Raw genomic sequence first — 13,331 nt, forward strand, 5'->3', positions numbered from 1 at the left:
ATTCCTCCCATTATTTTTGTAGTTGTTCTTGATAATCCTGATTTGGGCAGACCACTTGGACGCCAGCCTTGCTGCGCTTTTCAACGAGGAAGTGACCACACACTGGGCAGTCACGACCGACTGGCTTGTCCCATGAGACAAAGTCACAGTCTGGATAGCGGGAGCAACCATAGAACACACGGTTCTTCTTGCTCTTGCGTTCCACAACTTGACCTTCGTGACACTTAGGACAGATGATGCCGATTTCCTTGACGATGGCCTTGGTGTTGCGGCAATCAGGGAATCGTGAACAAGCATAAAACTTCCCGTAGCGGCCCAATTTGATGACCATCGGTGCCCCACAGATGTCACAGTCAAAGCCTGCTGGTTCATCCTTGATCTGAATCTTTTCGATACCGGTTTCGGCGTCTGCGACTTCTTTTTCGAACGGTTGATAGAATTGATCGATGACCTTGACCCATTCCGCATCACCGGTTTCAACGCTGTCCAACTCGGTTTCAACATTGGCCGTAAACTTGATGTCCACGATGTCAGGGAAGAATTCCACAATCAAATCATTGACGATTTCACCCAGCTCGGTTGGCTCAAAGCGCCGGGCATTGAGCTTCACATAGTAACGCTTTTGAATGGTTTCAATGGTTGGGGCATAGGTTGATGGGCGACCCACCCCATTTTCTTCCAACGCCTTGACCAAGTTCGCTTCAGAATAGCGAGCAGGTGGTTGCGTGAAGTGTTGGGCGGGATCTGTCTTCATCAATTTAACCGCGTCACCGATTTCAAGATCGGGCAAGCGATTATCCTTCTGATCTTCATCGCGCGATGACACGTATAATTTGGTGAACCCTGGGAACTTGGTCTGTGACCCATTGGCCCGGAACGTGACATCGTTTTGATCCAATGTCACCGCCACGGTATCGATCACAGCAGGTGTCATTTCACTGGCAACAAACGTGACCAGATCAAGCGATAGAGCTTCATCTGATCCTTGTCTAAGACGCTCTCAAGACTCTCAGGTGTCCGCAATGTGCTGGTTGGGCGAATCGCTTCATGGGCATCTTGTGCCCCTTCAGGCAGCTTGCCCTGGCGAATCTTAACCGCCGCATAAGCCTCGCCGTATTCATCGTGAATGAATTGGCTGGTTTCAGCCTTGGCGACATTGGAAACACGCGTGGAGTCCGTCCGCATATACGTGATTAGACCGACCGTGCCCTGTTTGCCGCCCAAGTTGATCCCTTCATACAGTTGTTGCGCCAACATCATGGTCTTACGCGTTCTGAAGTTCAACTTGCGGTTGGCTTCTTGTTGCAAGGAGCTTGTGGTAAACGGTGGTGATGGGAAACGCTTACGTTCTTTTTGACCACGTTGGTGACGGCAAAGGGTTCTTTCTTATCGATCTTTGATAAGACGTCTTGCACCGCCGCGTTGTCCTTTAAAGCATGTTTCTTGTTCTTTAAACCATAGAAACTGGCTGCGAACTGCTTTTCGCGACCCTTTTTGAATTCCGCATCGATGGTCCAATACTCTTCGGGTTGGAAGGCATTAATGGCATTCTCGCGGTCAATAATGAGCTTCAGTGCGATGGATTGCACCCGACCAGCTGATAGGCCCTTCTTGACCTTCTTCCACAACAATGGACTGATGGAGTAACCCACCAAGCGATCCAGAACCCGCCGTGCTTGTTGGGCATCGACCAGATTCATATCGATACTGCGTGGCGTCTTGAAGGCATCCTTAACGGCATCTTTCGTGATTTCGTTGAAGACCACGCGATTCTTGCCGTTTGGATCCAGGTTCAAAATGTGACTCACGTGCCAGGCAATGGCTTCCCCTTCACGATCGGGATCGGCTGCCAGATACACGTGTTCGGCCTTACTTGCGGCCTTTTTCAGATCTTTGATGACGGGGCCTTTACCCCGAATTGAGATATATTTGGGTTCATAGTTATTATCAAAATCAATCCCCATTTGGCTCTTGGGGAGATCGCGGATGTGGCCCAGACTTGCGACCACCTTATAGTTGCGACCAAGATATTTTTCAATTGTCTTAGCTTTAGCTGGTGATTCCACGATAACCAAATTTTTGGCGCTCATGAACGCACTCCTTTCGTTGATACGCTGATTCAAAACACAGCTATCATATGTGATTCTGTTTTGGCTTGTCAACTGTCGCTTCAAAATTTTGCCATTTATATAAGAAGCAACGCGCCCATCTAAATGTAGCGATAAGCATGAGCGCTGTCAATTCACACCCTGAAGTAATTCATGTGCGAAGCCAGTCAAATCCCAGCACAACACGCTTTATTCAAGGATAAAAATTTAGCTCGGCGGTGATATCCGCGGCGGTGAGGACCATTTTGGCTCCGGCTTGAATCAATTGATTGGTCCCCGCACCCATGGGTTGATCCAAGCGATTGGGCAAGGCAAAAATCTCCCGGTTGTTCTGCAATGCGTAATTAGCGGTAATTAAGCTACCACTCTTAACTTTGGCTTCCGTGACCAGAACACCATGTGCCAGTCCCGCGATAATCCGATTGCGCGCGACAAACCGAAACGGGGCCGGCAACACGGCCGCGGGATATTCGCTCAACAATAACCCATCGGTAGCGATGCGGTCAAATAAGCGGCGATTATGGGCCGGATAAACGGTATTAAAACCATGCCCCAGGACCGCAATCGTCGGCAACTGATGAACCAAGGCCGTTTCATGTGCCATGGTATCCGCGCCGGCCGCTAAGCCACTGGTAATGACTGTATTGAGACCTGGAAAAATCAGTTCCAGGCTGTGTTTGGTATAGGTGGTTGCCAGCCGCGCACCCACCACACCGAGATTCAATTGGTCTAACAATTGAAGATTACCTCGATAAAACAGGACTAAGGGCGGTGAGGGAATCTCCTTCAACCGGGGGTGGATAGCTGGCATCCGCTAATGTGATATATGGCGTCTGCGCCGCTTGGTGCAATTGGTCCGCGGCATCCGGTTGACGCAGTGCAGCCTGCAACCAAGCTTTAGCCTCTGCCATATCTCCCTGGTTGATCTGTGTGGCCATGCGAATATTTTGTTGGTGCAGCACGTGAATCGCAAACAAAAAATCACGTAATTTCATGATGATATCCTCCTATCATCAGAAATTACGCGATTAGCTTACAATTGTGCTTTAACGGGACTGAAGCTGCGACGATGAATCGGTGTCACGCCCAGCTGTGCAAGCCCGAGAAGATGCTTCTTGGTGCCATAGCCCATGTTGTGCGCGAAATCATAGCCGGGATAGACGGTATCATACATCGCCATCAGCTCATCACGCACCACCTTTGCGACAATGCTCGCTGCCGCAATACTGATGCTGTTGGCGTCACCTTTGATCAATTTGCGCTGAGGAATCGCAGTCGGGACCGTCATCGCATCCACCAGGAGATAATCCGGTGTCACAGTCAGATGACCAACTGCTTGCCCCATCACCAATTCGGTGGCGTGATAGATGTTCTCGCGATCGATCATGGCCGCATCCGCCACGCCCAGACTCACACTGATGGCCTGGCTCATGATGCCAGTAAAGAGTCGCGCCCGTTCATTGTGTGTGAGCTGCTTACTATCGTTGACTGGTAAGGCAAAATCATGCGGCAAAATCACGGCCGCCGTTACCACCGGACCGGCCAGTGGTCCACGTCCCACCTCGTCGATGCCGGCAATGAGTGGATAGGTCGGCCACAGCTCGTGTTCAAAGCGAGAGCGATAACGTAATTCCAGGCGCTGTTCCCGCAATTTGTCGACGCGACGGTGGTATTGATCGAGCAAGCGTTGCGCCCCAACCCGAGAATCCGCTGCAAGTGCCGCTAGCACGGCGTCATCGGCTGGCACATGGCTGAGTTCTGCTTGATACTCACTCAGCGTCGTCATCGGTATCTCCTGGTTGCTCCAACGTGAAGCGCCCGAGTTTACCCTGCCGACAATCAAAGATAATGCGTTCGGCCATGCGGTTGAAGTCTTCGCCAAATCCTTGGCGCTTGGTGAGGGCAACCAACAAATCGGGTGCACTCAACGCCATATCATCATCACTCAGGCGATATGCCTTCTTGATCTCAGCTGGATAATGATTCAAGAAGAATTCAAGCCCATAGAGCCCCACCACATCTTCTTGGAATACGGCATCCGCAATCGCGCCAGTGAGCGCTAGTCGCTTGCCCACGGTTTGATTTTCAAACTTTGGCCACAGAATCCCAGGTGTATCCAGGATTTGGAACGTATCACTCGCCTTAAGCCACTGTTGATTCTTGGTCACACCAGGCTTGTTACCGGTGACGGCGATATTTTTCTTCACCAACCGGTTCAAAATCGTGGATTTACCCACGTTTGGAATCCCGATACACATCGCCCGGATAGCCGGATTCTTGATGCCGCGCGCCTTTTTACGGGCAATTTTTCCGCCATCAATTGATTGGCCAATTGCGGAATTTGATTCAATCGCTTCGCGTGTTGCGCGTCAATCGCAATCGCCTCGTTACCAGCATCCTGATAGTGTTTCACCCACAACTTGGTGATTGCGGGATCTGCCAAATCGGCCTTATTGAGCACCATGATGCGCGGCTTGGCACCCACAATTTCGTTCATCATGGGATTGCGTGATGATTCAGGTGTGCGGGCATCAACGATTTCGAGCACCACATCGACCTGTTTTAATTTCTCTTGTACTTCTTTCCGAGCTTTGGCCATATGCCCGGGGAACCATTGAATTGCCATTAAAAGAACTCCCTACTTAATTTTTAAAACCGCCGCAATCGCTTGCTTGGTCATGTTGTCATTCGCAGCCACCTTACCGGCGAGTGCTTTGGTCACCATGTCGATGGTAGCTTGATCGCTGATACCTGTTTCGGGTAACTGAGCGGCCTTTTGGAATGCGGTCACGGCCTTTTGTGTCGCAGCCGTGTAACTACCATTCACCTCGCCAGGGTTATACCCCAAGGCGGCTAAACTCTGTTGCAGCGCCCGCACATCACTGCCCGTGCTGTTGGTATCCAAACGCTTGGCCGAAATCACTGGTGTATTCGCATACGCCGGGTAATCGACTTCAATCGTTGGGGTGAGTCCTTGATGATGAATCCACTGGCCCTTAGGTGTCAGCCACTTGGCGACAGTCAGCTTGAGTTCACTGGCTTCATTCAATTGATTAACCGTTTGAACGGTCCCCTTACCGAAACTCTTCTCCCCAACTAATGGGACATTGCGGTTGTCGTGTAAGGCAGCTGCCGTGATTTCACTGGCGCTGGCCGTATTGCCATCGATTAAGACGGCCGTGGGTTCCGTTACCTTAAAGCCCTTATCGAGCTTCTTTGAGGCCTTATAGACCGTCTTATCACCGGTTCGTGGTTGCACCTGCATAATGATCTGACCATTCTTCAAGAACATCGACGAATCTGTAACGCTCGATCCATCATGCCCCCGGGATTTCCCCGCAGATCCAGGACAAAGCGTTTTGCGCCTTGTTTGCGCAATTTCTTGACCGTTGATTCAAACTGCTTGGCGGTGGGATCAGAGAAGGTGCTGATACTGATGATGCCGACCGTTTTGTTCGTCGCATCCAACTCACCATTGACCGTGTCAGTGGTAATCTTTGCGCGAGTCACGGTGAGCGTCTTAGCAGCGCCGTTACGTTTGATGGTCAGCGTCACCTTGGTGCCGATATCGCCCCGAACTTTTTGACAGCATCCGTTACCGATAGTTTAGCCGTGGACTTACCATTGATGGCTGTAACCTGATCGTCGACTTTGAGCCCAGCTTTTTGGCGGGACTGTCCTGTGTGAACGAATCGATATAGAGCTTTTGATTCTCAGAGCGCAGTGTGGCGCCGATACCACCAAATGAAGCGGAAATTGTGTCATCTAATTGGGCCTTGGAATCGGTCTGCAAATAGGTGGAGTAAGGATCCTTTAAACTGGCCAGCATGCCATTGATGGCGCCATCGGTCAATTTCTTAGCGTTGGGCTGTTCATAGTACTGCGAATCGATGGTTTGATACATTGCCACAATCTTAGCGGTATTGGCATCCAATTGCGTGCCACGGGCATTATTTTGCCCCCACATCGCGCCACCAACCGCGCCAGCACCCAGTGCGACAACGATAGCCGTTCCGGTCAACCAGACAGGTACTTGCGATTTTGCCATTAGTGTTCGCCACCCATCTTGGATTCACTCGCCAAGTACGCATTATAGGCGGTGTCAAAGACCGTCATGCTTGGCAGGTAATTCCCATTGAACTCGAGGTAATTGCTGAGCTGTTCAAAATCACTCTCTTGTTTAGGAAAGCTGTGGTCAAAAAAACGCGTTATTCGCAAATTGCGTCACCTCATCGTGTTGGTTGGGGTTGCGTTGCGTCATTAAATACTGATAAAAGGACTGCTTCATAAGGTGCCTCCATTATTTCGTTTGTGGTAAATAGACGGCAAAACTCAGGGCATCGTTGGTGAGATCCAGTTTGGTGGCTCGTAACCGCATGCCATTTGCCATTTTCAGTTTTGACAGTTGTAGAGTGACAGTTTCCTTACTGTTACTCAACTTGACCCATGCGGGCAGTTTGTAACTGTTACCGATATAGTTCAGCACAAAACCGATTGGCACAGGCAGGCTACCGACGTTAACTTCCGGGCCTTGAGCACCACATCACCATTTGCCAACACCAACGGATCAAATTGCAATTGAAAATCGACACTCGCGCCCAAAAACTTGAATTGACCACTGAGCAAAGCGGAGTCCCCCAGTGTCAGTTTGTACTTAACGGGACTGTCTTTTAAATAATCATTCAGATAATAATCAACAATGCGATTGGCTTGATCCCGGGTCAGGTTAACGTTTAACGCCGGTTGCCCCGACAAGGCCTGATTGGAGACGGGCATCTCAACGGGTTTCATCGCGCGATAGCCGACAAAACCTAATACGCCAAGGTTCAATCCAATCACAACGAGGGCCACTAAGCGCCACCAATTAAATTTCTTTTTCATCATTTACCCCACTTCGATTCGGTTTTAATCATCTCATTGTACAGTTGCTTGGTCATCTGCGCGTACCCCGCATTATTCGGATGGAAGTGGTCCTGGTCAAAAATGAGCGGGTTATCGGCCAAGTCAGAGGCCACTTTTTTGCTTCTGTTTCTTCGTGGCCGGCGTCGTACCCTTGCTTAGAACGGAATCGATATCGACATAATAAACGCGTGAATAGCGTTTGATGGTGGTTTGACTGGCCTTGTTGAAGCGCGTGACGGTGGTCGAGAGCGCCGTCACCTCTGGGAAGTACACGTAAAACGGATTGTAGATCCCTAACAAGTAAATCGGTGCGTCCGGATTTTGCGCCCGAATCTGGGTCAGTAACTTATTCAATCGGGTTTGAAACTGTGTAATCCCTGTCTGAATATTCTTCTCGGACAGGTTGAAGAAATGCTTCTGCAGAATCGCCATCAGGTCGTTACCCCCAACGGTCACCGTGATCACATCGGCCGACTTCAAACCTGATTTGATTTTGGCCTGCTTATCCAGACGCGACAGAATCTGCTGGCTGGTATTGCCACTGACACCAAATTTTGCGTGGTGACCCGATACCGATTGGTCGCTTCAAGATCACCTTTGATCAGAGGCAGATAGCCGCCCTGTTTAGTCTCATCACCGACACCCTCCGTCAGGGAATCACCGAGCCCAACAATCTTGATGTCCTTGACTGTCTGAGTCTTTTGATTGATGACAGATTTGGCGGATGGCACGGCAAAACATAGAATCAAAAACGCACTGATGGCCACGAGCGCCACAATGCCGATCGAACGAAATGCTTTTTTAATGGTCATTCACCTCAATTAATTGTACTGTTCAAATAGTACCATCTCGGCCAACGCTTGTCACATCACCCAAAAAGGAGTCGCGGCATTTTGCCACAACCCCCCCATTAATATTTGATTAAGCGGTGTAATACATAATCGCGAAGGCACCGGCACCCGTGTGTGTTGCAATCACGGGATCGGTAGGCCGAATTAAGATTGGCACATCGGGTACGGCGGCCTTAATCAGGGCGCCATACTGTTCAGCCATTTCGAGCCCATCCGCGTGAGAGATACCCACGGCCAAGATGTGCGCTTCTTTTTTCATATCCTCGACAAAACCGTCGACGAACTTATTTACGTCTTCATCCCACGGCCTTTTTGAAGCGCTGTGAGTTGACCATCCTTAACCTGCAAGATGACCTTGATGTTGAGCAAGCTGGACAACAGGCCTGATACCTTACTGATCCGGCCACCCTTGACCAAGTTATCCAAGTTAGAAACGCCCATTACCAGGCGTGTGTGGTCACGGACTTCAGCCATCTTAGCCAAAATAGCATCCATATCGGCACCGGCTTGCGCCATCTTAGCCGCTTCAATCACTTGGAAACTCAAAGCGCGATCAGTAAAATCAGAATCCCAAACAGTGACCTTACCTTGACTCAATTCAGCCGCTTGACGGGCTGAATTGACGGTGCCACTAATGGCTTCCAACATGTGCAAGGCGAGCACTTCACTACCATCTTTCGTCAAATCATCAAATAATTCGAGGAAAGTCCCGATGGCCGGTTGTGACGTCTTAGGCAGCGCTGACGCTTGTGCCATCTTGGTCATAAACTCTTCACGGGTGATGGTTTCACCGTCAATATAGACGGTGCCATCAATCATAATCGTTAATGGGATAATGTGAATTTGATACTTCTCAATTTCTTCAGGTGTCAATTGAACTGAAGAATCGGTAACAATTTTAATTGTCATTTGGTTACCACGCTTTCTGTCATTGTTCATGTTTAACTCCTTGAGTATAACAAAACAAATGAAAATTGTCAGTACAAGTTACCTAGTTTTTAAAACTAAATGAAGTTGATTAGATTCACCCATGATGTTAAGATGAAATCAAAGTCATCTACGTTTTATCACGAGGAGGGATCGTTATGCAACTTAATCTAACCGAAACTGAATACAGCCATCTCAATGAACAACTCAGTGCTGCCACTCATGGCATTGCGGCATTGGCCAGTGTTGGTGCAACAATCGCCATGGTCAATCTCGCGCAAACACCACTCCATCGATTTGCGGCATTGATTTTTGGTCTCGCGCTGATTATCTTGTACAGCGCCTCCACAACGTTCCACAGTTCTATTTTACGAAGTTCCGCCGACCACTACAAGTTATTGACCATGCCAGTGTCTTTGTCCTGATCACCGGCTCCTACACCCCATTTGTTTAATCGGTGTGGGGGGACAATTGGGAACGTGGCTCTTGATTGCGATTGCGAGTCTCTCGCTCATCGGTATTCTCTACAAAATGTGGTTTGCTAATCGCTTCCGTTATTTTGAAACCAGCATCTACATTCTGCTGGGCTGGTTGTGCCTGATTGGCATCGTGCCACTTTGGCAAAATCTTGGCCCCGAGAGCTTCTTCTTACTAGTTGCTGGGGGCATCGCCTATACCGTCGGCGCCATCATCTACTTACAACAACGAATCCCGTTCAGCCATGTTGTCTGGCACTTGTTTGTGATGTTGGGCAGCACCATGATGGTCCTGGCCATTTTGCCTGTGTTGTAGCACACCGTTAAATTATTCGCATCAAAAAGAGGTTGTGACATCCCTTATGGGTTGTCGCAACCTCTTTTTCAATTTCCAAACAAAATAGAGTAATCGTGTGCCAAAAGACTGAGAAATCCGGTTAACAAGAAGTGTGCGAACTCGCGTTTAGCAACTGAGCACCAGCATAGGTTCGTTTAATTGGCAGTTTCTGCCAATGACGAACCAAGCTGGGCGCAAGTTGTTGCGAGTTCAAACACGTTAATGGATTGATTCAAAGCGCCTTTTGTCACAACTTCCTTATTTTATGCGTTGTCGCGCTTAATCTGTTCAATCAAGTCGTGATTATCGCGACGCACCCATGCCTCAAACGTGTGAGTGAGCGCAGGATCGTCATTTTCAACCGTTCGACTCGTGATCAAATCAAACGGCTCAAAGTCAATGTCCGTCATGTAGGTGTCACCCTCGAAACTACCCGCCAAACGCGTGACGTAGAGCACATCCGGAATGCCTTTAAAACTGGCAAATACGTGAGCGCCACCGACAATCACCAGGTTTTTATCAGGAAAACTAGCGGCATAATCCAGCACAGATTCCGCTGAATGATAGACAATCACGCCATCATCAGCGCTGTATTCGGGCTGATGCGTCAAGACAATATTAGTGCGATTAGGCAATGGCTTCTTCCCCATGCCCTCAAACGTCTTGCGGCCCATCACCATGATTTGATTGATGGTGACACTCTTGAAGAAATGTAAGTCATCGGGTAGATGCCAAGGTAAGGTGCCATCTTTACCGATCAAACCATGTTGGTCTTGTGCCCATAGAAATGAAATCATTGATTCAAACCTCCTCTGCACGGTTAAACAGCAACGGGTGCCTTGATGGCAGCTGCCGGATGGTAATCGAGCATTTTCATATCATCGAGTTCAAAGTCACTAATCTTGGTTTTATCTGGATTCAGCCACAATGTTGGTGGCGCCACCGGTGTCCGCGATAGTTGCGTCTTGATTTGGTCCAAGTGATTGCTATAGAGATGGGCATCCCCGAATGTGTGGATGAATTCACCCACTTCGAGATTCGTCTCACGCGCCACGAGATGCAGCAGCAAGGCATACGATGCGATGTTAAACGGCACACCAAGGAAAATATCGGCGGAACGTTGATAGAGCTGCAGGGATAACTTGCCCTCGTTGACATAGAACTGGAACATTGTGTGGCACGGTGGCAAGGCCATCGTCGGCACATCCTCTGGATTCCATGCGGAAACAATGAGCCGTCTTGAGTCAGGCGTCGTCTTGATCATCTCAATCACGTCACCCAGTTGGTCAATGGTTTCACCTTTACTGGTTTTCCAGGCGCGCCACTGGCTACCGTAAACCTGCCCCAAGTCGCCAAAGCGCTCGGCAAAATCGGCATCCGCCACAATTTTTTCAGTAAACAAATTCATCTGTTCGTGATACCGCGCCGCAAAATCGGCATCAGTGAGGCTGCGGTGACCAAAATCGGTCATGTCGGGCCCGGTATACACATCTGAGGCCACGTAGCGCTCAAACGCCCATTCATCCCAGATGTGGTTGTTGTGCTGCAGCAAATAACGAATATTGGTGTCCCCATGTAAGAACCACAATAATTCGCTCTTAATGAGACCAAAAGGCACTTTTTGGTGGTCAGCAGTGGGAAGCCCTCCTGCAAATTGAAGCGCATCTGATAGCCGAACACACTGAGCGTGCCGGTATGGGTGCGGTCCGATTTCTTGTGGCCGGTGTCGAGTACAGTTTGTGCAAGATCCAAATAGGCTTGTTCAAGCATGATTATTCCCCCGATACATAGTCGTCTAGTTCTGCGAAACGTTCAAACAACTGATCAAACTCAGCTGAGAGCTCATCCATTTCCTTTTGTTGCGAGGCTAATTTGACATAGTCCGCCCCATCATCGGCCGCCATGTCAGCTTTGATTTGATCCATCTTGGCCTCCACAGCATCCATCTTGGGTTGTAATTGATCATATTCCATCTGTTCCGCATAGGTCAATTTTGTTTTCTCTTTAGGTGCCGCTGGCGTCGCTTCCGCTTGTGGGGCGGTGGCCGGTGTTTTTTAGTGGCCGTTTTTGCCCCGCCGTCTTCAGATAATCGCTGAATTGACCGGTGTAGCGCTCGATTTGCGCATTGCCTTCAAAAATCAGCAGCGTGTCGGCCACCTTATCCAGGAAGTAGCGATCATGCGAGACCGTAATGACAGTCCCGGCAAAATGATCCAGATAATCTTCCAACACGGTCAATGTTGCGACGTCCAAATCATTGGTTGGTTCATCCAGGAGCAAGACATTCGGTTCTTGCATCAAGATCTGTAACAGATACAAGCGCCGTTTTTCGCCCCCCGATAGTCGACCAATCAGATTACCGTGCATGGAACGTGGAAAGAGAAATTGTTCGAGCAACTGGGTCACCGAGATGTGATCCCCAGTGGATGAGACCACGCCTTCGCCGACGGTTTGCAGATAATTGATCACCCGCTGTGAGTCATCGAGCGATTGGCTCATCTGGGTGTAATAACCCAGTTTGACGGTTTCACCAATCTCCACCACGCCGTTATCGAGTGGCAATTTGCCTGCAATCACGTTCAACAGACTGGACTTACCGGCCCCGTTTTGGCCCGTGATCCCAATGCGCTGATTGGGTTGTACCAACCAACTGAAATCACGCAAATGGGTGATCACCCAGGGTCAAATCGGCATGCGCCATTTCAATCACTTTCTTACCCAGACGGGCACTCTTGATCTGAATATCGACCTGCCCCAACTTACCGGGTTGACCCTTAATCTCATCAGAGAGCTCATTGAAACGATTGATCCGCGCATTTTGCTTGGTCGAGCGCGCCTGCGCCCCCGCGTGCATCCACGCTAATTCCTGCTTATAGAGCTGTTGTTGCTTGTGGCTAGCATTCGCATCCTGTTCGACCTGTTCCGCTTTTGTTGGACATAGGCCTCATAATTACCGCTGTAGCGGAACAAGCGGCCTTGATCGAGTTCAAAAATCGTATTGCTGACCCGATCCAAGAAGTAGCGATCATGCGTCACGACCAGTAAGGCACCTTGGTAACGTGCCAGGAATTTCTCGAGCCAATCGATTGAGTCAAAATCCAATGGTTGTCGGTTCGTCAAGGATTAACAAGTCTGGTTGTTCAATCAGTACTTGTGCCAAACCGACCCGCTTTGTTGGCCACCTGATAAGGTGCCAATCCGTTGGTTCAAATCATCAATGTGTAGCTGCGTCAGAATTGTCTTGATGTCCGTATCGGCCTGCCAGGCGTCTAACTGCGTCATGGTCGCATCCGCCTTCTCATACGCGGCAGTGGCTGCTTGATCCATTGGATTAGCCGTATAGGCAGCAAGTGCTGTTTCATATTGGCGAATCGCCGCAAAATAGGTGATGAGCCGCCATAAATCGCATCCATAATCAAAGAATCACTCGGCAGACTGGGTTGCTGTGCCAAGTAGCGAATTTGATAGTTCTTGGGCATGCTCAATTCACCGGCATCAAAAGGATCAATTCCCGCCAAGCCGTTCAACAGTGTCGTCTTCCCCGTCCCGTTGACACCAATCAAGCCGATGCGGTCACCCTCGTTAATCAAGAAATCAATGTTAGAAAATAATTGTTTATCACCGTAGGCTTTACTCAGCCCACTTGCCGTTAATGTTTGCATAGTTACCCCAATCTTTATCTCAAGTCTGGACTTATCATAGCACGAGACGACAAAAAAAGCACCCCACA

Annotated in this window: 7 protein-coding genes and 11 pseudogenes; 2 read left to right on the plus strand and 16 right to left on the minus strand. The window is 49.3% G+C overall.

Features of this window, described 5'->3' with window-relative positions:
- Window positions 1-10: 10 nt before the first annotated feature.
- The 13 genes and pseudogenes from topA to JCM17471_RS00605 form a co-directional block, all read right to left on the minus strand.
- Window positions 11-2,090: pseudogene (gene topA, locus JCM17471_RS00565) on the minus strand (type I DNA topoisomerase).
- Between the two features lie 211 nt (window positions 2,091-2,301).
- Window positions 2,302-2,844: a DNA-processing protein DprA gene (locus JCM17471_RS00570; RefSeq protein ID WP_263849337.1), complete on the minus strand. Its 543-nt coding sequence runs from the start codon at window positions 2,842-2,844 to the stop codon at window positions 2,302-2,304.
- A gap of 7 nt (window positions 2,845-2,851) precedes the next feature.
- Entirely contained in the window at window positions 2,852-3,103 is a 252-nt protein-coding gene (locus JCM17471_RS16705; protein ID WP_225354046.1) for a hypothetical protein, read from the minus strand.
- 38 nt (window positions 3,104-3,141) lie between these two features.
- Entirely contained in the window at window positions 3,142-3,894 is a 753-nt protein-coding gene (gene rnhB, locus JCM17471_RS00575; protein ID WP_054776450.1) for a ribonuclease HII, read from the minus strand.
- Window positions 3,878-4,734, minus strand: a pseudogene (gene ylqF, locus JCM17471_RS00580) (ribosome biogenesis GTPase YlqF). Before ylqF ends, rnhB begins: the two are co-directional and overlap by 17 nt.
- A gap of 12 nt (window positions 4,735-4,746) precedes the next feature.
- On the minus strand, window positions 4,747-5,031 hold the full coding sequence (locus tag JCM17471_RS16300) for a peptidoglycan-binding domain-containing protein (protein ID WP_225354073.1): 285 nt from the start codon (window positions 5,029-5,031) through the stop codon (window positions 4,747-4,749).
- A gap of 87 nt (window positions 5,032-5,118) precedes the next feature.
- Window positions 5,119-5,663: pseudogene (locus tag JCM17471_RS16305) on the minus strand (S41 family peptidase); the annotation flags it as partial.
- Window positions 5,660-5,746, minus strand: a pseudogene (locus JCM17471_RS16310) (hypothetical protein); the annotation flags it as partial. The pseudogenes JCM17471_RS16310 and JCM17471_RS16305, both read right to left, overlap by 4 nt.
- A gap of 155 nt (window positions 5,747-5,901) precedes the next feature.
- Window positions 5,902-6,156, minus strand: a pseudogene (locus JCM17471_RS16710) (S41 family peptidase); the annotation flags it as partial.
- A pseudogene (locus JCM17471_RS00590) lies at window positions 6,156-6,396 on the minus strand (YozE family protein). The pseudogenes JCM17471_RS00590 and JCM17471_RS16710, both read right to left, overlap by 1 nt.
- 12 nt (window positions 6,397-6,408) lie before the next feature.
- A pseudogene (locus tag JCM17471_RS00595) lies at window positions 6,409-6,992 on the minus strand (YpmS family protein).
- Window positions 6,989-7,822: pseudogene (locus tag JCM17471_RS16315) on the minus strand (SGNH/GDSL hydrolase family protein). The pseudogenes JCM17471_RS00595 and JCM17471_RS16315 overlap by 4 nt, the downstream one beginning before the upstream one ends.
- Window positions 7,823-7,931: 109 nt before the next feature.
- Window positions 7,932-8,770 (minus strand): annotated as a pseudogene (locus JCM17471_RS00605) (DegV family protein).
- 176 nt (window positions 8,771-8,946) lie between these two features.
- Here JCM17471_RS00605 and JCM17471_RS15685 point away from each other — a divergent pair.
- Window positions 8,947-9,213: a hemolysin III family protein gene (locus JCM17471_RS15685; RefSeq protein ID WP_263849341.1), complete on the plus strand. Its 267-nt coding sequence runs from the start codon at window positions 8,947-8,949 to the stop codon at window positions 9,211-9,213.
- 46 nt (window positions 9,214-9,259) lie between these two features.
- A complete protein-coding gene (gene trhA, locus JCM17471_RS15690; protein ID WP_263849342.1) occupies window positions 9,260-9,580 on the plus strand; it encodes a PAQR family membrane homeostasis protein TrhA in 321 nt (106 codons plus the stop codon).
- A gap of 284 nt (window positions 9,581-9,864) precedes the next feature.
- Here trhA and JCM17471_RS00615 read toward each other — a convergent pair whose 3' ends face one another.
- The 3 genes and pseudogenes from JCM17471_RS00615 to JCM17471_RS00625 all read right to left on the minus strand — a co-directional run bounded on the left by JCM17471_RS00615 (window position 9,865) and on the right by JCM17471_RS00625 (window position 13,263).
- Window positions 9,865-10,398 carry a dihydrofolate reductase gene (locus JCM17471_RS00615; protein WP_054776451.1) on the minus strand — a complete coding sequence of 178 codons (534 nt, stop codon included), beginning with the start codon at window positions 10,396-10,398 and terminating at the stop codon, window positions 9,865-9,867.
- Between the two features lie 23 nt (window positions 10,399-10,421).
- Window positions 10,422-11,371: pseudogene (locus JCM17471_RS00620) on the minus strand (thymidylate synthase).
- 2 nt (window positions 11,372-11,373) lie between these two features.
- Window positions 11,374-13,263 (minus strand): annotated as a pseudogene (locus tag JCM17471_RS00625) (ABC-F family ATP-binding cassette domain-containing protein).
- Between the last annotated feature and the right edge of the window lie 68 nt (window positions 13,264-13,331).

Source organism: Lacticaseibacillus saniviri JCM 17471 = DSM 24301 (assembly GCF_001311785.1).
Classification (GTDB): Bacteria; Bacillota; Bacilli; order Lactobacillales; family Lactobacillaceae; genus Lacticaseibacillus; species Lacticaseibacillus saniviri.

Bases quoted from the DNA above. Each gene is read 5' to 3' on its own strand.
- rnhB (WP_054776450.1), bottom strand. From the start codon at position 3,894: ATGACGACGCTGAGTGAGTATCAAGCAGAACTCAGCCATGTGCCAGCC.
- JCM17471_RS15685 (WP_263849341.1), top strand. From the start codon at position 8,947: ATGCAACTTAATCTAACCGAAACTGAATACAGCCATCTCAATGAACAA.
- JCM17471_RS16705 (WP_225354046.1), bottom strand. From the start codon at position 3,103: ATGAAATTACGTGATTTTTTGTTTGCGATTCACGTGCTGCACCAACAA.
- JCM17471_RS00615 (WP_054776451.1), bottom strand. From the start codon at position 10,398: ATGATTTCATTTCTATGGGCACAAGACCAACATGGTTTGATCGGTAAA.